This is a genomic window from Methylobacterium sp. Leaf88, from assembly GCF_001422795.1.
Classification (GTDB): domain Bacteria; phylum Pseudomonadota; class Alphaproteobacteria; order Rhizobiales; family Beijerinckiaceae; genus Methylobacterium.
The window spans coordinates 28,396-52,147 of record NZ_LMMK01000011.1; the positions used below are offsets into that span (position 1 = coordinate 28,396).

Genomic DNA, 23,752 nt, shown 5'->3' on the forward strand with positions numbered 1-23,752 from the left:
GAACGCACGATCGGCGTTCCGTGGGGGACTCGGGTCAGCGGCTCTGCCGACGGATAAGGCTCGTCATCGTTGGCGAGCCCCCGATGCTCTGCACGGGGCGTGCCAAGTCTGGTGCGGCCGCCGGACCATTGCGATGCCGGGCATCCCGGATGCGCTTCAACCGGTTCCGATCAAAGGTCTTTGTCAGAAACGTCTCAGCGGCCGCCTTCGGTTTCGGAGCCCGTGCGGATGCGAGAAACCAGGCCGGACCGCGAGATCGGCCGCCCGGTCTGCCTGCCTGCGCGCCACGCGCTGCGCTGCACAATCCGCGGGCACCCTGCCGATGCCCGCGGCAGCGGCCTCTCAGCCGGCGGCTGCGTACAGGTCGGGCCGGTAGATCGCCCGGGCACGGGCGGACAGGGCGGGCGTGGGCGTGATCTGACCGGCCTGTCCCATCTGGTCGAGGAGCCAGTTGGCCTGGTCGGGAACCGGCCGCTCGGCCGCGGCGCCGAACACGACGAAGCGCGACGCGGGCCGCTCGGTCCCGTCCGGATCGACCACCACGGTGCCGGCCAGGGCCCAGCGGACGAGGCCCGGATCGATGCCGAGATGGCTCGGATGGGCGAGCAGGCTCGCCAGCTCGCCCCGGTTCTCGGCCGCCGCGCACCAGCGCCCGGCCCGACGCACCGCGCGGACCAGGGCCGCACTCGTCTCCGCCGCATAGGCTGGCAGCGCCAGCACCTTTTCCGGGCAGTCCGGGGCCAGTTCGCAGCCAAGGGCGACGATGCGGCCGTATCCCTCGGCCACCGACACGCTGTTCCAGGGGCTGCCGGCGCAGAACCCGTCGATCTGCCCGGAGCGCAGGGCCTGGGCGATCCAGGGCGGCGGGATCACCACCAGCCGGGTCGCGGCGTCGAGGTCGAGCCCGCCGCGGGCCGCGAACATCCGGAGCTGGTAGGTGTGGCAAGAGAAGGGGTGCACGGTGCCCAGCGTCAGGGGTCGACCCTGTGTGACCCGCACGCGTGCGACACGGGAAAACGCGCGTGCCATCGAGTCGAGATCGTCGGCCTCCGGCGCCATCTCGGCCCAGAGCGGGCGCGAGACCGTGACCGCATTGCCGTTGAGGCTGAGCCCGAGGGGCACCACCAGGTCGGTCTCCGGCCCGCTGATGCCGAGGGCGCTGGCGAGGGCGAGGGGCGCCAGCATGTGCGCGCCGTCGAGGTGCCCGAGCGCCAGCTTGTCCCGGAGCGTCGCCCAGGAGGGCTCACTGACGAGGTCCACCGCCAGGCCTTCGGCGGCGGTGAAGCCCCCCTCCACGGCGGCGATCAGGGGCGCCGCGTCGATGAGCGGCACGTATCCGAGAGCGAGTCTCATCGGGGCAGGCCTCTCATCCCAGGAGATCCGCCGCGGTCACGATGGCGCGGGCGATGTCGGCGATTTTCCGCTTCTCGTTCATGGCCTTGCGCCGCATCGTCCGGTAGGCCTCCTCCTCCGAGAGGCCTTTGGCCGTCATCAGGATACCCTTGGCCCGCTCGATGAGCTTGCGGTCGGCGAGCTCGCCCCGCGCCTCCGACAATTCGCGTTGCAGCCGCGCGAAGGCGTTGAAGCGCAGGATCGCCACGTCGAGGATCGAGCGGATGCGCTGCGGCTGCAATCCGTCGACGACGTAGGCGGAAATGCCCGCATCCATCGCCGCCTGCATCATCGGCACGTCCGAGCGGTCGACGAACATCGCCACCGGCCGCTCCACGTGTCGGGACAGGCCCGACATCTGCTCCAGGATGTCCCGGCTCGGGCTCTCCAGGTGGATCACGACCACGTCCGGGTTCAGGGCCGCCACCCGGGCCGGCAGGTCGGCGGTGTCGGGCAGGACCACGACGCGGGTGAAGCCCGCCGCCATGAGGCCCTCCTCGAGGATCGCGGCGCGGGCACGGCTCGGGTCGATCACGGCGACGGTCAGGGTCGGCTCGGTCATCGGTGTCCGGGGACGCGAATCGGGGTTGGGGCGGTCCCGGCAGGTCGCATGCCGGTCGAGGGGATGACAAGGCACATGACGCGGTGGGCGCGGGCGTGGCGTTCGGAAGGCGGGGAACAGGAGGGTCATCACCGGGAAGGCAAGCCGCATGCCCGGCGAAACATTACCGTTTGGAGAGGAAACAGCCCAGGTTCCGCCGCAAACGGCCCGGCTAATGGCGCTGGCGATCGGACCGGTTGCTGAAACGCACAGCGAGGTGCCCCGGATGTCAGGCTGCACGCCCCCCGATCAGACGGCGTTCGAATCGGGTTCCGCGCGTGGCGTGACGCCGCCCCTCCTGCCGACGCTGGCCATGGCGGTGATCCTCGGGGCAGCCTCCTATCTCTGCCACGAGCCGGCCCCTGTGGCACCGGCCTCAGTTCCGGCGACAGCGGTGGCTGCCGCACCGGAGGCGACGGCGGTGGCGCCCTTCATCCCGGCCCCTCTTGCCTTCCAGTCCCAGTTCCCACTGGTCATCGTCGCCCAGGCCGAGCCCGCCGCCCAAGCCCACAGGACCGTGCCTCGGCCTGCCCGCCTTGCCGCTCAGCGCGGGTTCGAGCATCCCCGCCTTGCAGCCGCCAAGGTCGCGCCGACCACCGACAAGGCGCCGCAGGTTTCCGAGAGGGCACCGCAGGCCCCAGCGAGACCGCCGCAGGTTCGAGAGAAGGCCCTGCCCTCCGCGGCCGAGGCCGAGGTCTCGCATGCCGCCGCCGAGGGGGACGAGGGCGTGCTGCCCGGGATCGGCCTGCCTGACGCGACCTTGCCCGACCTCGCCCTGCCGTTCGCGCCGACGATCCGCGCGGTGACCCAGGCGGGCGCCGCTGCCGGCGCCTTCATGGGCGCTAAGACCGCCGCCGCCGGTACCTTCGTGAGCGACCAGGGCGCGGCCCTCGGCGCGGAGACCGCAACCCTCGGTGCCGCCGTCTCCGGTTGGATCGGGCGCCTCCGCTGAACGCTTTCGAAGCGTTGGCGGGCCAGCAAAAGCGCCCCTGACCCTGGACCCTGCCGCCTTCGAAGACTACGTGGACGCTCAGCGATGCTGCGCGGCCCCGTGACGGTCGACGTCGCGAGGACGAGGACCTGTATGGCCGGACGGATCGAGGATTACGCGCTCGTCGGCGATGGCCGTACCGCTGCGCTGATCGCCCGCGACGGCAGCGTTGACTGGCTCTGTTGGCCCCGCTTCGATTCCGCCGCCTGCTTCGCCGCCCTGCTCGGCACGGAGGATCACGGCTACTGGAAGCTCGGCCCTATGGATGCGGCTGCCACGACGCGCCAGTATCGCGAGGGCAGCCTCGTCCTGGAGACCCGGCACGAGACCGCCGCCGGCGTCGTGCGAGTGACCGACTACATGCCGGCCAACGATGGCGCGCATCTCGTCAGGATCATCGAGGGGCTCGAGGGGACCGTGCCCATGCGGATGCGCCTTCGCGTCCGCTTCGATTACGGATTGGCGGTGCCCTGGGTCTCGCACAACGAACTCGGTGATCTCCGCGCGATCTCCGGACCGCACAAGGTGGTGCTGCGCACCCTAGTGCCGACGTTCGGCCAGGATCAGACCACCGTCTCGGAATTCACGGTGGAAGCCGGTCAGAGCGTGGCCTTCACCCTGAGCTACGGGGCATCCCACGAGGACGACCCCGCGCCGATCCAGCCGCGCAAGGTGCTGTTCGAGACCGATCGCTACTGGCGCGACTGGTCCAGCCGCGCTGCTTCCGGCACACCCTGGGACGCGATCCTGAAGCGCTCGCTGCTCACCCTGAAGGCGCTGATCTACCAGCCGACCGGCGGCATCGTGGCCGCGCCCACCACGTCCCTGCCGGAGGATCTCGGCGGCGTACGCAACTGGGACTACCGGTTCTGCTGGCTGCGCGATTCCACCTTCACGCTGATCGCCCTGATGGATGGCGGCTACCTCGACGAGGCCCGCGCCTGGCGCGACTGGCTGGTGCGCGCCGTGGCTGGGAACCCGGAGCAGGCGCACATCCTCTACGGCATCGCCGGGGAGCGCATGCTGCCCGAGATCGAGCTCGATTGGCTGCCCGGCTACGAGAACTCGAAGCCCGTGCGCATCGGCAACGCGGCGGTGGAGCAGTTCCAGCTCGACGTCTACGGCGAAATCTTCGACGCGCTCTATCAGGCGCACCAACGCGGCCTCCAGGGCGATGCCGACGGCTGGCGCGTCGGCGAAGCGCTGCTGCGCCATCTCGAGAAGGTCTGGTGTACGCCCGACGAGGGCATCTGGGAGGTGCGCGGCGGACGCCGGCACTTCGTTCACTCGAAGGTCATGGCCTGGGTCGCCTTCGATCGGGCCATCCGTTCCTTCGAGGAGGCCGAGACCCGCGAGCAGGATGAGGTTCGGACCACCGGTTTGAGCCACCGGCCCAAGGAGGCTCGTGACGTGCCGGTGGCGCGCTGGCGCGAGATCCGCGAGCAGATTCACGCGGAGGTCTGCGCCAAGGGCTTCGACCCTGAGCTGAACAGCTTCGTGCAGTCCTACGGTTCGAAGCGACTCGACGCGAGCCTGCTGCTCATCGCCCATATGGGCTTCCTGCCCCAGGACGACCCGCGGGTGGTCGGCACCGTGGAGGCCATCGGGCACACCCTGATGCGCGACGGCTTCGTGCTGCGCTACGACACCGAGAACCAGACCACCGACGGTCTGCCCGGCGACGAGGGCGCGTTCCTGCCCTGCTCGTTCTGGTACGCCGACAACCTCATCGGTCTCGGGCGCTGCGACGAGGCGCGTGCGCTGATCGAGAGGCTGATCGGCGTCTGCAACGATGTCGGATTGGTGGCGGAGGAGTATGATGTGAAGGCCCGGCGCCTCGTGGGCAACTTCCCGCAGGCTTTCAGCCACGTCACGCTGGTGAATACCATTCTCAACTACAGCCGGGCCAAGGGGCCGGCCAGGGAGCGGAGCAGCGGCTCTGCGGAAGCCGAATCTCCGGGTGCGACCACGCCTGCACCCCAACGGTGCGACGCCTGAGCGTTTCGGACGCTCCAGGCGAACAAGCCCACAGATGAAGGACGACGAGAGATGAGCGGAGCAGATACCAAGCCGAACGCGGCCCTGAGCGAGATCGACAAGCTCAGCATCGACACGCTCCGGACGCTCGCCATCGACGCGGTGCAGAAGGCCAATTCAGGCCATGCCGGCGCCCCTATGGCGCTGGCACCGGTGGCCTACACCCTATGGAACCGCTACCTGCGCTATGACCCGGCGCACCCGCACTGGCCCAATCGCGACCGCTTCGTGCTCTCGGCCGGTCACGCCTCGATGCTGCTCTACGGCCTGATCCATCTCGCCGGCGTGACCGAGAAGGACGGCGGCAACGCGCCCGCCCTGACCATCGACGACCTCAAGAATTTTCGCCAACTCGACAGCCGGACTCCCGGCCATCCCGAGTACCACTTCACCACCGGCGTCGAGACCACGACCGGTCCCCTCGGTCAGGGCGTGGCGAACTCCGTCGGCATGGCGATGGGCGGCCGCTTTCTGGGCGAGCGCCTGAATCGGCCCGACCTGCCGCTGTTCGACTACAACGTCTACGCCATCTGCTCGGACGGCGATCTGATGGAAGGCGTCGCCTCGGAGGCGGCCTCCATCGCCGGGCACCTGCGTTTGTCGAACCTGTGCTGGATCTACGACAACAACACCATCACGATCGAGGGCCACACCGAACTCGCCTTCTCCGAGGAGGTCGCGGCTCGCTTCCTTGCCTATGGCTGGCAGGTCCTGCGCGTGGCCGATGCCAACGATGTCCACGCGGTCTCGTCGGCTCTGGAGACCTTCCTCCAGTCCAGCGACCGCCCGACGTTGATCGTCGTCAACTCGATCATCGGCTACGGCGCGCCCAAGAAGCAGAACACCGCTAAGGCCCACTCGGACGCGCTCGGCGAGGACGAGGTCAAGGGGGCCAAGCGTGCCTATGGCTGGCCCGAGGACGCGCAGTTCCTGGTGCCCGACGGGGTCTACGACAACTTCCGCAATGGCATCGGCAAGCGCGGTGCCGAACTCTACGCCACCTGGGAGGGCTTCTTCCATGAGGCCAAGGCCGCGGACCCGGTGCATGCCGAGGAACTCGATGCCTATCTCGAGGGCCGGTTGCCGGCCGGCTGGGACAAGGACATTCCGGTCTTCGAAGCGGACGCCAAGGGCCTTGCCACCCGTGAGTCCTCCGGGAAGGTGCTGAACGCCATCGCGCAGCACGTGCCGTTCATGCTGGGCGGCTCGGCCGATCTCGCGCCGTCCAACAAGACCAATCTCACCTTCGAGGGAGCCGGCTCTCTGACACCCTTCGAACCGGGTGGCCGCAACATCCACTTCGGTGTGCGCGAGCACGCGATGGGCTCGATCGTGAACGGCCTCGGCCTCGTCGGTTTGCGCGCCTACGGCGCCACCTTCCTGGTCTTCGCCGACTACATGCGCCCGCCGATCCGTTTGGCGGCCTTGATGGAGGTGCCGGTCTTCCACGTCTTCACGCACGATTCGATCGGCGTCGGCGAGGATGGTCCCACCCACCAGCCGGTGGAGCAACTGCTGACGCTGCGGGCGATCCCGGGGCTCGTCACCCTCCGCCCGGCGGACGCCAACGAGGTCGCGGAATCCTATCGGGTGATCATGAGCCTGAAGGATCAGCCGGCGGTGCTGGCGCTGAGCCGCCAGCCGCTGCCGACCCTGGACCGGTCGACGTACGCCGCGGCGTCCGGCACCGCCAAGGGGGCCTATGTCCTCGCCGATTGCGAGGGAACGCCAGAGGTCATCCTCATCGGCACCGGCTCGGAGGTACAGCTCTGTGTCTCGGTCTACGAGGCGCTGACGGCAGAGGGCGTCAAGGCCCGCGTCGTCTCGATGCCGTCCTGGGACCTGTTCGAGCGTCAGGACGAGGGCTACCGCAACAGCGTGCTGATCCCCGAGGTACTGGCCCGCGTCGCCGTCGAGCAGGGCTCGGTGATCGGCTGGGACCGCTTTGCGGGCTCGGCGGGCACGATCATCGGCATGCACACCTTCGGCTCCTCGGCGCCGATCAAGGACCTGCAGACGAAGTTCGGCTTCACCCCTGAGAAGGTGCTCCAGGCCGCCCGCGATCAGATCGCTCGACACAGGAAGTAGGCGGCGCGAACGTTTTCCCCTTCCCTTCTGGGGGAGGGCCGAGGGCCGAGCCGGCGCCGCCAGCTTCCCCAGCCGGTCAGCGTGACCGGCCCCACCCTACCATCCTCTCCTCCCCTCGTTGGGGGGAGATGCACAGAACCGGTGATGGATGTCGGCGACGGGGCTCCCCGCCCGGCGCCCAGACGACGAGGAGTTTCCCATGAACCCGCTCAAGGCTCTCTTTCCCGAACAGGGGCAGGCCGTGTGGCTCGATTTCGTCGCCCGCGGCTTCGTTGCGCAAGGCAAGCTGAAGGCTTTGGTGGACGAGGACGGCCTGCGTGGCGTCACTTCGAACCCCTCGATCTTCGAGAAGGCCATCGGCGGATCGTCGGAATACGACGACGCCCTGAAATCCGTGATGGATCAAGGCGATGCCCGCGTCATCGACCTCTACGAAGGTTGCGCGGTGGCCGACATCCAGGCCGCCGCCGATGTGCTGCGCCCGGTCTACGACGAGAGCGACGGCGCCGACGGCTACGTCAGTCTTGAGGTGTCGCCTTACTTGGCTCTCGACACCGAGGAAACCTTGGCCGAGGCCCGCCGCCTCCACGCGATGGTGGCCCGCGACAACCTGATGGTGAAGGTGCCGGCGACTCGTGAGGGCATTCCGGCGATCCAGGCCCTGACCGCGGACGGCATCAGCATCAACGTCACCCTTCTGTTCTCGGTCGACACCTACGAGGCGGTGGCCCGCGCCTTCATCGCCGGCCTGCAGGCCTTCGCGGCCAAAGGCGGTGACGTGTCGAAGGTCGCGAGCGTTGCGAGCTTCTTCATCAGCCGGATCGATGTCGCGGTCGACAAGGCCTTGGACGAGGCCGGCGGCTTCGACGACCTCAAGGGCAAGGTCGCCATCGCCAATGCCAAGCTCGCCTACCAGCGCTACAAGGTTATCCACGCCGAGCCGCAATGGCAGGCCCTCGCGCAGAAGGGTGCCAAGGCGCAGCGTCTGCTCTGGGCCTCGACGGGCGTGAAGAACAAGGCTTATTCCGACGTTCTCTACGTCGAGGCGCTGATCGGCCCCGATACCGTCAACACCATGCCGCCGGCCACCATGGACGCGTTCCGCGATCACGGTACCGTCAAGGCCGCCATCGAGAGCGACGTCTCGGGCGCGCAGGCCGTGATGGCGCGCCTCGCCGAGGCCGGCATCCACATCGAGACGGTCGCCGACACCCTGGTCGACGAGGGCGTGCAACTCTTCATCGACGCCGCCGATAAGCTCCTCAGTGCGGTGGCGGCCAAGCGCATCGACTTCCTGGGGCCGAAGCTCGACGCGCAGACTCTCGTGTTGGGCGAGACGCTCGGCGCCGCCGCCAAGAAGGCGGTCGAGGAGTGGCGCGCGTCCGGCAAGATCCGCCGGCTCTGGGCGCACGACAAGACCGTTTGGAGCGGGACGGACGAAGACCGCTGGCTCGGCTGGTTGCGCATCGTCGAGGACGAGCTCGACCATGTCGCCGACTACGAGGCCTTTGCCGAGGACGTGCGGGCGGGCGGCTTCAGCGACGTCGTCGTTCTTGGAATGGGCGGCTCGAGCCTCGGCCCGGAAGTGCTCGCCGAGACTTACGGCAGCCGCGAGGGCTTCCCCCATCTGCGGATTCTCGACTCCACCGATCCGGATCAGGTCCGCGAGACGGAGGCCGCGATCAGCCTGCCGACCACGCTGTTCATCGTGGCGAGCAAGTCGGGCTCGACCCTCGAGCCCAACGTCTTCCGGGATTACTTCCTCGGCCGGATGAAGGAGACGGTGGGGGCCGACAAGGCCGGTGCCCATTTCGTCGCCGTCACCGACCCGGGTTCGGCCATGGAAAAGGCCGCGAAGACGGACAATTTCCGAAAGATCTTCTACGGCGTGCCGCAGATCGGCGGGCGCTACTCGGTCCTGTCGGCGTTCGGCCTCGTCCCGGCGGCGGCTTCAGGTATCGACGTGAGGACCTTCCTCGACACCGCCCGAACCATGGTCCGCTCCTGTGGCCCAGCCGTGCCGCCTGCCCAGAACCCGGGCGTGCTCCTCGGCACCGCCATGGGGGCGGCTGCGCTGAGCGCTGGCCGTGACAAGGTCACGATCGTCGCGTCCCCCGGCATCGACACCTTCGGCGCCTGGGCCGAGCAACTCATCGCCGAATCCACCGGCAAGGCGGGCAAGGGCCTGATCCCCATCGACGGCGAGCCCGTCGACGTACCCGCCGTCTACGGCCGCGACCGCTTCTTCGTCTACCTGCGCCTCGACGGCCGCGCCGATCCTCACCAGGACGAGGCGGTGCGCAACCTCGAGCGAGAAGGCCACCCGGTGGCGCACATCACCCTGGCCAACGAGGAGCAGCTGCCACAGGAATTCTTCCGCTTCGAGATCGCCACGGCGGTCGCGGGCGCGATGCTCGGTATCAATCCCTTCGACCAGCCCGACGTCGAGGCGAGCAAGATCGAGACGAAGAAGCTGTTCGATGCGGCCGAGAAGAGCGGTGCCCTGCCGGGCGAGACACCGATCTTCGCCGACGAGACGATGGCCCTCTACGCGGATCCGTGCAATGCCGGCGCCCTGCCCCGGGCCACCGAAGGGCTCGAGGCGGCCATCGCGGCCCATCTCGCCCGGGCGAAGGACGGCGACTACGTCGCGCTCCTGGCCTATGTGGCCCGCAATCCCGGCCACCACGCGATCCTGCAGGAGGCCCGGGTGGCGCTGCGCGACACGCGCCGCCTCGCCACTTGCCTCGAATTCGGGCCGCGCTTCCTGCACTCCACCGGTCAGGCCTACAAGGGCGGCCCCGATACTGGCGTGTTCCTGCAGATCACGGCCGATCCCTCGGCGGATCTCGCGATTCCCGGTCGCAGCCTCGGTTTCGGCACGGTGGTGGCGGCCCAGGCCCGGGGCGATTTCGCGGTCCTGGCCGAGCGCAGACGCCGGGCCCTGCGCGTCCATATCAAGGGCGGTCAAGTCGAGGCCGGCCTGAAGCGCATCGCCGCGGCGATTCGAGCGGCGCTCTAGCATCGGCTCCAGGGCACCCCCGTCGGGGACCTCGAGAACCGCCCGCTTCCAACAGGGAGCGGGCGGTTCTTTGCCGAGGGAGCTGATCCGAAACGGACGCGGCGGCTCGGGCAGAGACGCGGCCGCGACCTACGACGCGAAGCCGTTGTCCCGTCCCCAGATGATGGCCTCGCCGCGGCGATGAATGCCGAGCTTCCGATAGAGTGCGGCAGCGTGGTTGCGCACGGTGTTGGGGGTCAGCCCCAGGCGCTTGGCGATGGCGCCGTCGCCGAGGCCCTGACAGATCAGGCGGAGCACCTCGCCCTCGCGGCGGGTGAGGTCGGGTCTGACCGGCGCTGGCTCCGAGGAACTCGGATGACGCAGGCTGCCGAGCTTGTCGATCAGACCGCGGCTGAACCACGAGGTGTCGGCCATCACGGTCTCGATCGCATCGAACAATTCACGCTCGGAGCGCTTGCGATCGCTGATGTCCTGCAGCACCGCGAGGAGACAGGGTTCGTCGCCGATGGTGACGCTCTCGGCCGAGACGAGGCAGTCGAGATCGATTCCATCCCGGCTGCGCAGGCAGGCCTCGAAGCCGAGAACGCTGCCTTGCTCGGCAAGGTCATGGCCGAAGCGCTCGCGCTGAGCGCCGTTGGCCCAAAGGCCGATCGCATCGAGTTCGTGCCCCACCACGGCGTCCTCCGCATGACCGAAGGTCCGCGTGAAGGCTTGGTTGATTCCGATCACGGCGAGGCCATCGGCCCGACACAGCAGAGTCGGAACGGGCGTGAGGCGGAACGCCGTCGCGAAGCGCTCCTCGCTGTGGCGCAGGGCTGTCTCGGCCTTCTTGCGCAATTCAAGATCGGCGAAGGTGAAGAGCATGCAGGGCTCGTCGCCCATGTCGATGGGCTGGCCTGCCACGATGACGAACCGGGTACCGCCGTCGGGCAAACGCAGGCAGGCCTCCATCTGCGGGATCGTCTCGCCCGCGTTGAGGCGTGCGATGGCCAAGTCCCGGCTGCGGGCCTCGTTGAGTACGTCGACCTCATAGACGCTGCGCCCGATGATGTCCGCGCTGCGATAGCCCGTCATTTCCAAGAAGCCGAGATTGACCTTCACGTGGCGGAGGTCTGACAGCCGGCAGATCACGGCCGGTGCCGGGTTCGCGTTGAATGTCTTCTCGAAACGTTCTTCGGCTGCGAATTGCGAGGTGACGTCGGCCAGGATCAGCACGAGGCAATCGGGCTTGCCCGCCGCATCCCTGATGATGAGGCTGCGGATGCGCTGCATCACATCGAATTCGGGCCGGTCCGTTCGTCGGACATTGACGATGACCTCATCGAAGGTCTCGCCGGCGAGAACGCGCTCGATCGGCGTGCGCGTGATGACGTGGTTGTTGCGGTAGCGCAGGACAAAGGTCTCGCGAAATGCCGAGACCGTTCCGCCCAGTTCGGCGAGGTCAGCCGCCCCGTGCATCGCGAGGGCGGCCGCATTGGCCCAGGCAATGCGCTGATCGGGCTCGATGAGGATCACGCCCTCGGAGAGCCCGGCGATGATTTGGTGCAGCTGAGAACGGTCGACACCCGTCGTCAAAGGTTTTGGCATCCTGTGTACAGAAGCGGCGCCGACACCGGAGAGGACGCCCGGGTGCGTCGGAGCCCCTCACGCGAACGAATCCGTTCGCCCGAGGAACAAACGCAGGAGCGTCCGACTCGTTGCCGAAATGTTCCGGGCCGGGAAGCGTGGCCGCTGCTTTGCATGCAATATTCCTGCTGAATGGGTTAGGCGGGAGATCGCGATGTGCCAAGGTGACGATCCGAGTTGTAGCCACTTTCCCGAGCACCGGCGGCGCCTGCTGGGCGACCTCGAACCGGAGCGGCGGGCCTTCCTGAAGAGCGGCTTCGTCGCTTCGGGTGGCGCCGCCGCTCTGATGGCCGGTGGCCTCACGTTGCCCGGTGTCGCCCTTGCCCAGGCGAGCGCGCAGCGTGGCCCCAAGCGGACGGCGCATTACCACCTGCCGGCCACGGCCGAGACCGTGCATTGGGGCTATTTCAGCCGCAGCCTGAAACCGCAGATCGAGATCGATTCCGGCGATTACGTCACCATCGAAACCCTGACGCACCATGCCAACGACGACGCCGAGCGCATGGTCAACGGCGATCCCGGTGCAGAGAGCGTCTTTCTCTGGACAAAGGAGAAGAAGGGCGTCGCCCGGCGCGGGGCCGGCCCGGAGGACACCAAATTCGGACCCGGCGGCGGCCTCGGCGTGCATATCTGTACCGGCCCGGTGGCGATCCGTGGAGCCGAGCCCGGCGATGTCCTCGAGGTCCGCATCCTGGACGTGATGCCCCGCCCCTCGGCCAACCCGACCTTCAAGGGCCGCACCTTCGGGAGCAACGCCGCCGCGAACTGGGGTTACCACTACAAGGACATGATCACCGGTGATCGGCCCCGCGAGGTGGTGACGATCTACGAGGTCGATGCCACGGGCGCGCGCGATTGGGCACAGGCGGTCTACAGCTTTCGCTGGCCGGGCGTGACGGACCCGTCCGGTGTCGACCACCCGACCATCGACTATCCGGGCCTGCCGGTGGACCACACCCGCACGCAGCGCAATTTCGATGCGCTCAAGGGCTTCCGCGTGCCAATCCGACCGCATTTCGGGACGATGGGCTTGGCACCCAAGGAAGCCGAGATGGTGAACTCGATCCCGCCGAGCTACACCGGCGGCAACATCGACAACTGGCGCATCGGCAAGGGCGCGACCCTCTACTATCCTGTCGCCGTGCCGGGCGCCCTGTTCTCGGTGGGTGACCCCCATGCGAGCCAGGGCGATTCCGAACTCTGCGGCACCGCCATCGAGTGCTCGCTCACCGGCACCTTCCAGTTCATCCTGCACAAGAAGGCGGACCTTCCGGGCACGGCCCTTGAGACCCTCGATTTCCCGATGATCGAGACGGCCGACGATTGGGTGCTCTCGGGCTTCAGCTACCCGAACTATCTGGCCGATCTCGGGCCCGATGCGCAGACCGCGATCTTCGCCCAATCCTCCATCGACCTCGCCATGCGCGATGCCTTCCGCAAGATGCGCCGGTTCCTGATGCATGGACACGGACTGACCGAGGACGAAGCGATCTCCCTCATGTCCGTCGCGGTGGATTTCGGCATCACCCAGGTGGTGGACGGCAATTGGGGCGTCCACGCCATCGTGAAGAAATCGATCTTCCCGGTGCGGGTAACCTGATCCGCAGCCTTCGCGCCGGTCAGAGTCGACCGGCGCGCACGGACAGGGGCCAACGGATGTCCCGCTGCACGGTGGGGGCGCCCCAGGCCGCGGCCAGGGCATCATGGAATGCCGTGATGAGCGCCCGGCCCAACGCCGTTTCCAATGCCCGGACCGCCGACCAGGTCTCCGTGTAGCCGATCAGCTCGGAGCGTCCCCAGGACAGCCTGATGGCAAGTTCTGGCATCGCAACGGCCGGGAAGGGGAACGGGAGCATGCGATAGCCGTCTTTGACGTGGCGGCGCTCGGGCGGCCAATAGGGGCCGAGGGTTCCGCCATAGAAGCGCTGCGTCACGGCATCGATCGCCGCATCATCGATGTGCAGCACCCAGTATGTGATGAGCGCCAGGATGCGCGACCCGTCGCACCTCGGTGTAGAAGGTCGGAAGTTCGAGCCAGTGGGCTGCCTGCGCGACCGGCACGAGGCCGCGCGCGCCGCCGGCTGACCGCTCCGCTCGGCGGGCGCCACGCTGTAGGCGACGCGGGCATGCGGCCTCGCAGGGGCAACCTGCGCGGCGCTCGCATCCGCGGCGATGACGTGTTCGAATCGATCGGCAAGCAGGACTGAGAGCTGCCCGGTGCCGCAGGCGCAATCGAGGGCCACGGACTGCCCCGGCGCGGCATCCGCGAGCGCATCGGCTAGGGCCCCCTGATTAGGTCCGTCGGTGCGCTGCATACTCGGCCGCATGGGCCGAAAAATGATCCTGGAAACACGTCTTCGCTGTCAGGCCCTTCTGACTCAAGGGGCCGCCCCGAACCGACCGGGGCGGGTCCCGGTCGCGAGCGCCACGTTCCGAGCGAGAGGCTTGAGCCCGCGATCCGGGCGGTCCGGCGGCTCCCGGTCTTTGCTCGGGGATGTCTCGACCGCACAGACAGATTAACCGAGGCGGAGCCACGGCTCTCGCTGCCGCCTCCCAGCTCGTGCCCTCCGAACGAAGTTATACGGAGCCTGGGCTCAGAACCGGGGCCGGCCCCTCGGAGACGTCGCCCCGAGTTGCCGACTTCGATCGCGTGCGTCAGCAGCTCAGGCGCCGACCTTCCCGACGGCCGAAGACCCGATAATGTGCGGCGCCGGATTCCATCTGGCCGCGATTGACGGCCCGGCGGACATCGGGGTTGCAGCGCAGGTATTCGGCCTCGTCGAAGCCATAGTCCCGTCGGCCGGAGCCGCGGCCGCGGTCCCGGAAATCGCCATCGCGATCGCGATATCCGTCGTCCCTACCCCGATATCCGTCGTCGCGGCCGCGATAGCCGTCTTCGTATCCGCGGTAGGGCTGGGCCAGGACAGGGCTCACCGAGCCGAGGACCGTCAGCCCCAGAACCGCCGCTGCACAGAGTGACTTCATGTCCGTAATTCTCCTTGCCGGACGCGGAAAACGGTTCCGCTTGTGTTTTGGTTCAATCCGCTGCGACGATCCGGCCCTCGAGGCCGAACAGGCGACCGAGACCGCGCACCCGGTTGAGGATCCGATCACCGGGAAGGGAACCCAGGTCCGCAGGAAGGGTCAGCGTCACCCGGCCACTCTCGATGGTGACGGGAATCCGCCCGAGGGCTCCCGCCATGCCGGCCGAGAGCGGAAAGGCGAGGCGCAGCAGGGCGCCGAGCAGACGGGCGCGCTCGAACAGGCGGGGGCCCGCCAGGTTGCGCAGCATCGGGCTCGCCTTCTCGGGGGCGATTCCCTCGTGGCGGAAGTAGATGGCCAGTGCCAGATAGGCCCGGCCTGGATGGTCGATCCCGACGAAAGCCGCGTGGGTGATCACGTTGACGCTCTGCTCGCCGCGGTAATCCGGGTGCGCCCGCCAGCCGATATCGGACAGGAGGCAGGCTGCGTGGCGCAGGCGACGCTCGTCGGCAGTCTCCGGTTGATCGAGGCTGGCGATGAAGCGGTCGCTCCAGGTAATGAGGTCCTCCGCATGGCCCGGCGAGCGGGCACGCAAGGTGTTCAATTCGGCCGCCGCCGCCAGCAGCGGGTCGGCAAGGCGTGCGTCGCGGTCGAGCTGCTCGTAGAGCAGGCCCTCGCGCACGCCGCTGGCGGAGACGGCGAGCTCGCGCGGACGTCCGATCCGGATGATCTCTTCCAGCACCACGGCCCCGTAAGCGAGGAGGGGACGGCGCGCTTCGGAGACGCTCTCCACATCCTGCAGCAGGGCCGCGTCGGTGCGCTCCACCACTTCGAGGAAGTTCAGCTCGTCCGACGGCTCGACGCTGTAGCCGTGCATGACGTGCAGCGGGTATCCCCGGGCCGATTGGTGCAGCCGCGCGAGCGCGCGCCACGTCCCCCCGACGGCGTAGAAGCTGCGCCCGCGCAGGGTCTCCAGCTGGGGCGCCGCCTTCTTCAGGTTCTCGCGGACGATCTTGAGGGCCTTCTTGACCGAGCCGCCCGAGAGATCCTGGAGGGCAAGGCCGCCGAGCGGCATCGTCACGCCCATCCCCACCGTGGCCCCGCGCACATCCACCAGTTCCAGGGAGCCCCCGCCGAGGTCGCCCACGACCCCGTCGGGCGCGTGGAAGCCCGAGATGACGCCGAGCGCCGAGAGCTCGGCCTCGCGCCGGCCGGAGAGCAGTTCGATGCGCTGGCCGCAGGCGGCTTCCGCCGCGGCGAGAAATTCCTGGCCGTTCTCGGCGTCGCGCGCGGCGGCGGTGGCCAGCACGAAGGTGCGCGACACGCGCATGGTTTCGCACAGCACGCGGAAGCGCGCGAGCGCGACCAGTGCCCGGCGCACCGCCTCCTCGTTGAGGCGGCCCGTGGAGAGCACGTTGCGGCCGAGGCCGCACAGCACCTTCTCGTTATAGAGCGGAGTGGGCGCCCGGGTCAGGCCGTCATAGGCGACGAGCCGTACCGAGTTCGAGCCGATGTCGATGATCGCCACCGGCTCGATGTGGTCCCCGGCCCCGGACAAGGGGATGCCCTGGACGGGCGCGGGGCGGGCTGGGTCGAGGCCCATGCGGGCTCCTCTGGACGGTCCGTCAGCCACGCTGCGCGCGTCGGCTCAGGGCGCGCGGGCTCGACTTCTTCGACGACTTGCCGCGCCCGGAGAGGCTCGGATTCGTCATGAAATACTTGTGCGCATTGAACGGCTCCTCCCCTTCGGCAGGTTGGATCCGTTCGCTGGCACCAGACGCCAGTACACGCCAGCTTTGGCGGTTGTCGAGGAGATTGGCCAGCATGATCTGGTCTAGCACCTGCTGATGCACCGTTGGATTGGTGATCGGCAGGAGCGCCTCGACGCGGCGATCGAGATTCCGGCTCATCAGGTCGGCTGACGAGATGTAGACGACGGCCTTGGGGTGGGGCAGCCCGACACCGTTGCCGAAGCAGTAGATGCGTCCATGCTCCAGGAAGCGCCCGACGATCGATTTGACGCGGATCGTCTCCGACAGCCCCGGGATTCCTGGGCGCAGACAGCAGATGCCGCGCACCACGCAGTCGATCTGGACCCCCGCCTGGGAGGCGTCGTAGAGCGCATCGATGATCTGCTGGTCGACCAGCGAGTTGCATTTGATCCAGATCGCGGCTGGGCGTCCGGCCTTCGCATGGGCCACCTCCGCCTCGATGTTCTCCAAGAGGCGCGGTTTCAGGGTCAACGGCGAGACCGACATCCGCTCCAGCTCGGCGGGCTCGGCGTAGCCGGTGATGAAGTTGAAGATCCGGCTGACGTCCCGCGCCACGGCGGGATCGGCGGTGAAGAAGGACAGGTCGGTGTAAATGCGCGCGGTGATCGGATGGTAGTTGCCGGTGCCGACGTGGCAGTAGGTGACGAGGCGGTCGCCCTCGCGCCGGACCACCATCGACAGCTTGGCATGGGTTTTGAGCTCGATGAAGCCGAACACGACCTGCGCGCCGGCCTTCTCCAGGTTGCGCGCCCACCGGATGTTGGCCTCCTCGTCAAAGCGGGCCTTCAGCTCGACCAGCGCCGTCACCGACTTGCCGAGCTCGGCGGCCTCCGCCAGGGCCGCGACGATCGGCGAGTTCGAGGAGGTGCGGTAGAGCGTCTGCTTGATCGCCACCACGTTGGGGTCGCGGGCGGCCTGGGCGAGGAACTGCACCACCGCGTCGAAGGATTCGTAGGGGTGGTGGACGATGAAGTCCTTTTGTCGGATCGCCGCGAAGACGTCGCCGCCGCTCTCGCGGATGCGCTCGGGGAAGCGGGGGTTGTAGGACTTGAACTTCAGGTCCGGCCGATCGATGCCGACGATCTGCGACAGCTCGTTGAGGGCGAGCATCCCCTCCACGAAGATCACCGCGTCGCTGCTGATCTCGAGCTCGTCAGCCACGAAGGCACGCAGGTCCTCGGGCATCCCGGCCTCGACCTCCAGCCGGATGACGACGCCGCGGCGGCGCTGCTTGAGGGCCGTCTCGAAATGCAGGACGAGATCCTCGGCCTCCTCCTCGATCTCGAGGTCCGAGTCGCGGATGACGCGGAACGCGCCCTGTCCGCGCAAGGCATAGCCGGGGAAGAGCCGCCCGGTGAACAGCACGATGACCTGCTCGATGGCGATGAAGCGGGCGGTCGAATCGTTCTCGGCATCCGGCAGGCGCACGAAGCGGTCGAGCACCGCCGGCAGACGGATCAGCGCGCGCAGGGTCCGGCCGTCGCGGGGGCGCACCAGCATCAGTGCGATGGTGGAGCCGAGATTCGGGATGAACGGGAACGGGTGCGCCGGATCGATGGCGAGCGGCGTCAGGACCGGAAAGACGTGGTTGAGGAAGTAGTCCTCCAGCCACGCCTTGTGATCCTGGGTCAGGCCCGCGGGCTCCATGAGCTCGATGCCGACGCCGAGGAGTTCACCGCGCAGCTCGCGCCAGCGCGCCTGCTGGTCGAGGGCGAGGCGAGAGACCTCGGTCCCCACCCGCGCCAGCTGCTCGGCCGGGGTCAGGCCGTCCTGCGAGGGCAGGACGAGACCGGCACGAACCTGGTCGTGCAGGCCAGCGACCCGCACCATGAAGAATTCGTCGAGGTTGTTGGCCGAGATTGAGAGGAACCGGACCTGCTCCAGGAGGGGGTGGTTGGCGTTCGAGGCCTCCTCCAGCACCCGGCGATTGAACTGGAGCCAGGACAGTTCGCGGTTGACGAAGCGCTCGGGCGAGTGGCGCAGGGCGAGCCCTGCCTCCCGCACGGAATCACGCGCCTCCGCACCTGGGAGGCCCTCGCCGGGAGGGAGCGGCAGGTCTCCGGGAGGCGGCAGGTCGAGATCGGCATCGGGCAGGGCATTGGATACGGGCGCCTTGGCATCCGCGAGCGCGTCCCGGATCGTCTTCCCCGGCTGAGGTTTGGAGGCTACCGCTGCGGGCTGCCCGGTCCGCCGGGCGGCGGGCCGGGCAGCCCGCGTGCGGCCCTCGGTGACACGCGGGGTTCCGGCATCCGATGCGGTCGTGTCCGAGTCCATGTCCGCCAAGTGTTCGTCTCCTACAGGTCTTCGAGGGTCGGCGTCGTAGCATGGGCCGGGCCGGCGTTTGTGACGGTTGCATGACGATCTTCGGCCGTTGGTCGTGTAGCCAGGCCGCCATCAGATCGGGGCATGATCCCCGGGATCCGTCTCGTCCTCGTCCTCCGGTTCTTCGGCCCCGAAGCCGAGGCGCTCCAGCACTGCCAGCGCCAGTGGCTTGGTGATGCGTCGACCCCGGCTGAGGGCATCCCGGTCCAGGGCGGTGACCACTTCTCGGGCGCGCCCGAGGGAGCGGTCGATCCGCAGGGCCAGAGCCTCCACGATGGCGAGATCCACCACCAGCTGCCGGTCGACGAACAGCTTGACGAGGACCGCGCGCAACAGGGCGTCGTCCGGGGGCAGGATGGTGGCGCCGGGGGCGAGGCGCAGGCGGGAACGCAGGTCCGCCGTCGCCAGGCTCAGCCCCTCCACCGAGGTGGCGGAAGTGACCAGCACCGGGCAGCCCCGTTCGCGCGCGAGGTTGAGGAGGTGGAACAGGGCCGCCTCGTCGCGGGGCGCGCTCCCGTCCGCTCCCACTCGGTCGATGTCCTCGATCACCAGGGCGCCGTTGGAGAGGAAGCGCGGCACCGTAACGGCGGTGATCTCCGAAGCCTGGGCCGTCCAGGCGTGGGAGCGGGTCGCCCAGATCGAGGCGAGATGGCTCTTGCCGCTCCCCGGTGGTCCGGTGAGCAGGCACACCGTGTCGGGCCAGTTGGGCCAAGCCTCGACCAGCGTATAGGCGGCCTCGTTGGCCGGGCCTACGAGGAAGTCCTCGCGGCCGTAGCGCGGGTCGGCCGGCAGGTCGAAGGCCAGCTGCTTCGGGGGGACGGTGTCGCGGGTTGCCATTCAGGGTTCAGGCTTCGACAGGAGCGCGGGTGCGTCCGCGTAGTAGAGCGGACTCTGGAGGTAACGCTCTAGGACGAAGCGGACCAGCACGCCGATGGACGCCGCCACCGGAACGGCCAGCAACAGTCCGAGGAATCCGAACAGCGAGCCGAAGGCGAGGAGTGCGAACATCAGCCAGACCGGGTGAAGACCCACCGATTCGCCCACGAGCTTGGGCGAGATGATGTTGCCTTCGAGGAACTGTCCCACCACGAACACCCCGATGGTCAGGCCGATATGCAGCCAGTCGGAACCTGGCCAGAACTGCGCCAGGGCGACCCCGACCGAGAGCAGGAAGCCGGTCAGCGTCCCCACGTAGGGGATGAAGGTGAGGAAGCCGGCGATCAGGCCGATGAGGACGCCGAAGTTCAATCCGACGAAGAAGAGGCCGACGGCGTAGAAGGTGCCGAGGATGAGGCAGACCAAGGTCTGCCCGCGGACGAACCCCGTCACCGCCCCGTCGATCTCGCGCCCGAGGCGCCGGACCACCGGGCGATGCCGGGGAGGCACCCAGCCGTCGAGGGTCGCGATCATCCGGTCCCAATCGACGAGGAGGTAGAATGCCACCACGGGCGTGACGACGAGGAGCGACGCGATGGAAATCAGCGCTTGGCTGCCCGACCACAAGGATTTCAGGAAGGTCAGGAACCAGGTGCCGCCCTGTCCCACCAAGGTGCCGACCTGCGACTGCAGATCGGTGAGCACGTCGGCGCCTCCCACCCGCTGCAGCAGTGGGCCGGCCCGTTCGGCGAGGATGCCCTGCAGCCGCGAGACCATGCCGGGCAGAGTCGCCACGAGGGCGGAGACCTGGTTGGCGGCGAGCGGCACCACGAGAAGCAGGGCCACCACGAGCCCGACGACGAAGACCGCGAGGATGAGGAGCGAGGCCGAGAGCCGCCCGAACCCGAGGCGCTCGAGTCGGTCCGCGATCGGGTCGAGGAGGTAGGCCAACGCGAGGCCCGCCACGAAGGGCAGCATGACGTCGGCGAGCAGATAGAGCAGGAGGGCGACGCCCACGAGGGCCATCAGCCCGATCATCGCCCTGCCGCGCATCGGCCGTTCCCCGTCCCAATCGTCGTGTGCGCGACGTCGCCGTTCGCGGATCAACAGTGGGAACGGGAGGGGACGCGGTCAAGGCTGCAGGGCGCATGCCGACGTTTCGCGTGCGCCGCTGTCGGAGCCTCGGCTGCGGACCTCGGTGCGAATCCCCGCGACCTGCGATGCGCTCGCTGCGAGGACGGACTCGCGAAGGCGCGCGGGAGCGGTTAGAGGTCGCGGAACATGGACCTTCGGAGAGCGGCGCGGATGACCGGCGAGCCCAGACACGGAATGACCTACGCGGACGCGGGCGTCGACATCGATGCCGGCAACGCCATGGTCGAGACGATCAAGCCGCTGGTGCGCGCCACGCGCCGGCCGGGGGCGGATGCCGAGATCGGCGGGTTCGGCGGCCTGTTCGATCTGAAGGCCGCAGGTTTCAAGGATCCGATCCTGGTGGCGGCCAATGACGGCGTCGGCACCAAGGTGAAGATTGCCATCGAGACGAACCGGCACGACACCATCGGCATCGATCTCGTGGCCATGTGCGTCAACGACATCATCGTACAGGGCGCCGAGCCGCTGTTCTTCCTCGACTATTTCGCTACCGCCAAGCTGGTGCCGGGGGTGGGCGCCGACATCGTGCGCGGCATCGCGGCCGGGTGCCGGCTCGCCGGCTGTGCGCTGATCGGTGGCGAGACTGCCGAGATGCCGGGCCTCTACGACGGCTCCGATTACGATCTGGCCGGCTTCAGCGTCGGGGCGGCCGAGCGCGGGACCCTGCTGCCGCGCGGCAACATCGTGCCCGGCGATGTCGTCCTGGGCCTGCCGTCCTCGGGCGTCCATTCCAACGGCTTTTCGCTGGTGCGCCGCATCGTCGAGAAGAGCGGCCTGTCCTACGACGATCCCGCGCCCTTCGAGCCTGCCCGGACCCTCGGCGAGGCCCTGCTGGAGCCAACCCAGATCTACGTCAAGCCGCTGCTGGCGGCCTTGCGCACCACCGATGGGATCAAGGCCCTCGCCCACATCACCGGCGGCGGTTTCCCTGACAACCTGCCCCGGGTGCTGCCCGACGGCGTCGGCATCAGCATCGACCTCGACGCGATCATCCCGCCCCCGGTCTTCGGCTGGCTGTCGGAGGTCGGCGGAGTCGCCGAATCCGAGATGCTGCGCACCTTCAACTGCGGCATCGGCATGGTCGTGGTGGTGGCACCCGAGAGCGTGAGCGCCGTGTCGAAGGCCCTCGACCTTGGTGGCGCCTCCCCGGTCCGCCTCGGCCGCATCACCCCGCGTGGGGCCGAGCCCGTGACCTTCGAAGGCCGGCTCGCCTTCTGATGGCGGCCGCGCAGACATCATCGGTCGGAGGCAAGACCCGTGTCGCGATCCTCATTTCAGGGCGCGGCTCGAACATGGCTTCGCTGATCGCGGCGGCCGAGGCGCCGGATTATCCCGCCGAGATCCTGCTGGTGGCATCCAACCGGCCCGAAGCGCCCGGCCTGACTTACGCCGCCGAGCGTGGCATCCCGACCCGTGCCCTCGATCACCGGGCCTATTCGAGCCGGGAGGCCTTCGACGCCGCGCTGAACGCCGAATTGGAGGCGGCCGGTATCGACCTCGTGTGTCTCGCCGGATTCATGCGGATCTTCACCGCCGGGTTCGTCGAGACCTGGGCCGGCCGGATGATCAACATCCATCCCTCCCTGCTGCCGTTGTTCAAGGGCGTGCACACCCATGAACAGGCGCTCGCCGCCGGGGTGCGGCTGCATGGCTGCACCGTGCATTACGTCGTGCCCGAGCTCGATGCCGGCCCCATCATCGCGCAGGGGGCCGTGCCGGTCCGGCCCGGCGACGATTCCGACGCCCTCGCCGCTCGGATCCTGGTGCAGGAGCACCGGCTCTATCCCCAAGCCCTGGCTCTCGTCGCGGGCGGAAAGGCCCGACTCGATGGCGCGCGGGTGGTATTCTCGGAGGAGGTGCCGGAGGTGGAGGGGGCGCTGCTCAGCCTGTAGGCGGGCAGACGCCGCAGCCGCCTCACGCGTTCGGCAGATGCGTCGCCAGGGCTTCCAGCACCGCCATGCGAACGGCCACGCCCATCTCGACCTGCTCTCTGATGAGCGACTGTGCCCCGTCGGCGATTTCCGAAGAGATCTCGACGCCGCGGTTCATCGGGCCCGGATGCATCACGAGGGCGTCGGGTGCGGCCAGCCGCAGCTTGTCGGCATCGAGGCCGAAATAGCGGAAATACTCCTTCACGGAGGGCACGAAGGAGCCGTTCATGCGCTCGCGCTGCAGGCGCAGCATCATGACGATGTCGCAGCCCTCCAGGCCCTTGCGCATGTCGGTGAAGACCTCGACACCGAAGCGCTCGATGCCGGTGGGCAGCAGGGTCGAGGGTCCGATCACCCGGACCCGCGCACCGAGGGCCTGCAGCAGGATGAGGTTCGAGCGGGCCACGCGACTGTGCAGGACGTCGCCGCAGATCGCGACCCGCAAACCTTCGATCCGGCCCTTGTTGCGCCGGATCGTCAGCGCGTCGAGGAGCGCCTGCGTCGGGTGCTCGTGGGCACCGTCGCCGGCATTGACCACGGCACAGTCGACCTTGCGGGCCAGGAGGTGCACGGCGCCGGCCGCGTGATGGCGCACCACGATGATATCGGGCCGCATGGCGTTGAGGGTGGCGGCGGTGTCGATGAGGGTCTCACCCTTCTTCACCGAGGACGAGGCCACCGACATGTTCATCACGTCGGCTCCAAGGCGCTTGCCGGCGAGCTCGAAGGAACTCTGCGTCCGCGTCGAGGGCTCGAAGAACAGATTAATCTGGGTGCGGCCGCGCAAGGTGGTGCGCTTCTTCTCGACCTGACGCGAGAGGGCTACGGCGTCCTGCGCCCGGTCGAGGAGGATCTCGATGTCGGGTCGGGTGAGCCCCTCGATCCCGAGCAGGTGCCGGTGGGGGAAGCTGGGAGGGGCGGCTGTCATGGTGGGTCCAGGGCTATAGGCCGCCCCGC

17 protein-coding genes are annotated in these 23,752 nt (G+C 68.5%); 7 read left to right on the plus strand and 10 right to left on the minus strand.

Features of this window, described 5'->3' with window-relative positions; translation table 11 throughout:
- Nucleotides 1-342 precede the first annotated feature (342 nt).
- A complete protein-coding gene (locus tag ASF20_RS06050) occupies nucleotides 343-1,353 on the minus strand; it encodes a CmpA/NrtA family ABC transporter substrate-binding protein (protein WP_056272011.1) in 1,011 nt (336 codons plus the stop codon).
- A gap of 13 nt (nucleotides 1,354-1,366) precedes the next feature.
- Nucleotides 1,367-1,954: an ANTAR domain-containing protein gene (locus ASF20_RS06055; protein WP_056213559.1), complete on the minus strand. Its 588-nt coding sequence runs from the start codon at nucleotides 1,952-1,954 to the stop codon at nucleotides 1,367-1,369.
- A 322-nt stretch (nucleotides 1,955-2,276) separates the two neighbouring features.
- On the opposite strand from ASF20_RS06055, the gene ASF20_RS23885 reads away from it, so the two are divergent.
- The 4 genes from ASF20_RS23885 to ASF20_RS06075 all read left to right on the plus strand — a co-directional run bounded on the left by ASF20_RS23885 (nucleotide 2,277) and on the right by ASF20_RS06075 (nucleotide 10,131).
- Complete coding sequence (locus ASF20_RS23885; protein WP_156647983.1) at nucleotides 2,277-2,945, plus strand: hypothetical protein; 669 nt, start codon at nucleotides 2,277-2,279, stop codon at nucleotides 2,943-2,945.
- Nucleotides 2,946-3,077: 132 nt separating this feature from the next.
- Complete coding sequence (locus ASF20_RS06065; RefSeq protein WP_056272018.1) at nucleotides 3,078-4,982, plus strand: glycoside hydrolase family 15 protein; 1,905 nt, start codon at nucleotides 3,078-3,080, stop codon at nucleotides 4,980-4,982.
- A 51-nt stretch (nucleotides 4,983-5,033) separates the two neighbouring features.
- On the plus strand, nucleotides 5,034-7,109 hold the full coding sequence (gene tkt / locus ASF20_RS06070) for a transketolase (protein WP_056272020.1): 2,076 nt from the start codon (nucleotides 5,034-5,036) through the stop codon (nucleotides 7,107-7,109).
- Nucleotides 7,110-7,308: 199 nt separating this feature from the next.
- Nucleotides 7,309-10,131: a bifunctional transaldolase/phosoglucose isomerase gene (locus ASF20_RS06075; RefSeq protein WP_056272022.1), complete on the plus strand. Its 2,823-nt coding sequence runs from the start codon at nucleotides 7,309-7,311 to the stop codon at nucleotides 10,129-10,131.
- A gap of 129 nt (nucleotides 10,132-10,260) precedes the next feature.
- Here ASF20_RS06075 and ASF20_RS06080 read toward each other — a convergent pair whose 3' ends face one another.
- Nucleotides 10,261-11,706 carry a helix-turn-helix transcriptional regulator gene (locus tag ASF20_RS06080; protein WP_056272025.1) on the minus strand — a complete coding sequence of 482 codons (1,446 nt, stop codon included), beginning with the start codon at nucleotides 11,704-11,706 and terminating at the stop codon, nucleotides 10,261-10,263.
- Between the two features lie 205 nt (nucleotides 11,707-11,911).
- On the opposite strand from ASF20_RS06080, the gene ASF20_RS06085 reads away from it, so the two are divergent.
- The gene (locus tag ASF20_RS06085; protein WP_056272028.1) at nucleotides 11,912-13,357 is read left to right on the plus strand and encodes an acetamidase/formamidase family protein; all 1,446 of its coding nucleotides are present in this window, start codon (nucleotides 11,912-11,914) and stop codon (nucleotides 13,355-13,357) included.
- A gap of 19 nt (nucleotides 13,358-13,376) precedes the next feature.
- Here the strand turns inward: ASF20_RS06085 and ASF20_RS06090 are convergent, their stop codons facing one another.
- The 6 genes from ASF20_RS06090 to ASF20_RS06115 all read right to left on the minus strand — a co-directional run bounded on the left by ASF20_RS06090 (nucleotide 13,377) and on the right by ASF20_RS06115 (nucleotide 20,762).
- Nucleotides 13,377-14,084, minus strand: coding sequence for a methyltransferase domain-containing protein (locus ASF20_RS06090; protein ID WP_244476341.1), 708 nt, complete (start codon nucleotides 14,082-14,084; stop codon nucleotides 13,377-13,379).
- Between the two features lie 328 nt (nucleotides 14,085-14,412).
- Nucleotides 14,413-14,742, minus strand: a complete 330-nt coding sequence (locus ASF20_RS06095; protein WP_056213546.1) for a hypothetical protein — start codon at nucleotides 14,740-14,742, stop codon at nucleotides 14,413-14,415.
- A gap of 52 nt (nucleotides 14,743-14,794) precedes the next feature.
- On the minus strand, nucleotides 14,795-16,342 hold the full coding sequence (gene ppx / locus ASF20_RS06100) for an exopolyphosphatase (RefSeq protein WP_082487221.1): 1,548 nt from the start codon (nucleotides 16,340-16,342) through the stop codon (nucleotides 14,795-14,797).
- Between the two features lie 22 nt (nucleotides 16,343-16,364).
- Entirely contained in the window at nucleotides 16,365-18,785 is a 2,421-nt protein-coding gene (locus ASF20_RS06105; RefSeq protein ID WP_056272031.1) for an RNA degradosome polyphosphate kinase, read from the minus strand.
- 120 nt (nucleotides 18,786-18,905) lie between these two features.
- Nucleotides 18,906-19,670: a hypothetical protein gene (locus tag ASF20_RS06110; protein ID WP_056272034.1), complete on the minus strand. Its 765-nt coding sequence runs from the start codon at nucleotides 19,668-19,670 to the stop codon at nucleotides 18,906-18,908.
- The gene (locus tag ASF20_RS06115) at nucleotides 19,671-20,762 is read right to left on the minus strand and encodes an AI-2E family transporter (protein ID WP_056272038.1); all 1,092 of its coding nucleotides are present in this window, start codon (nucleotides 20,760-20,762) and stop codon (nucleotides 19,671-19,673) included.
- 252 nt (nucleotides 20,763-21,014) lie between these two features.
- Between ASF20_RS06115 and purM the strand changes: the two genes are divergently transcribed.
- Both purM and purN read left to right on the plus strand, forming a co-directional pair.
- Nucleotides 21,015-22,082 carry a phosphoribosylformylglycinamidine cyclo-ligase gene (purM, locus tag ASF20_RS06120; RefSeq protein WP_056272042.1) on the plus strand — a complete coding sequence of 356 codons (1,068 nt, stop codon included), beginning with the start codon at nucleotides 21,015-21,017 and terminating at the stop codon, nucleotides 22,080-22,082.
- Nucleotides 22,082-22,756: a phosphoribosylglycinamide formyltransferase gene (gene purN, locus ASF20_RS06125; RefSeq protein ID WP_056272045.1), complete on the plus strand. Its 675-nt coding sequence runs from the start codon at nucleotides 22,082-22,084 to the stop codon at nucleotides 22,754-22,756. The genes purM and purN overlap by 1 nt, the downstream gene beginning before the upstream one ends.
- A gap of 22 nt (nucleotides 22,757-22,778) precedes the next feature.
- On the opposite strand, the gene ASF20_RS06130 is transcribed toward purN, so the two are convergent.
- Nucleotides 22,779-23,723: an aspartate carbamoyltransferase catalytic subunit gene (locus tag ASF20_RS06130; protein WP_056272048.1), complete on the minus strand. Its 945-nt coding sequence runs from the start codon at nucleotides 23,721-23,723 to the stop codon at nucleotides 22,779-22,781.
- Nucleotides 23,724-23,752: the final 29 nt, after the last annotated feature.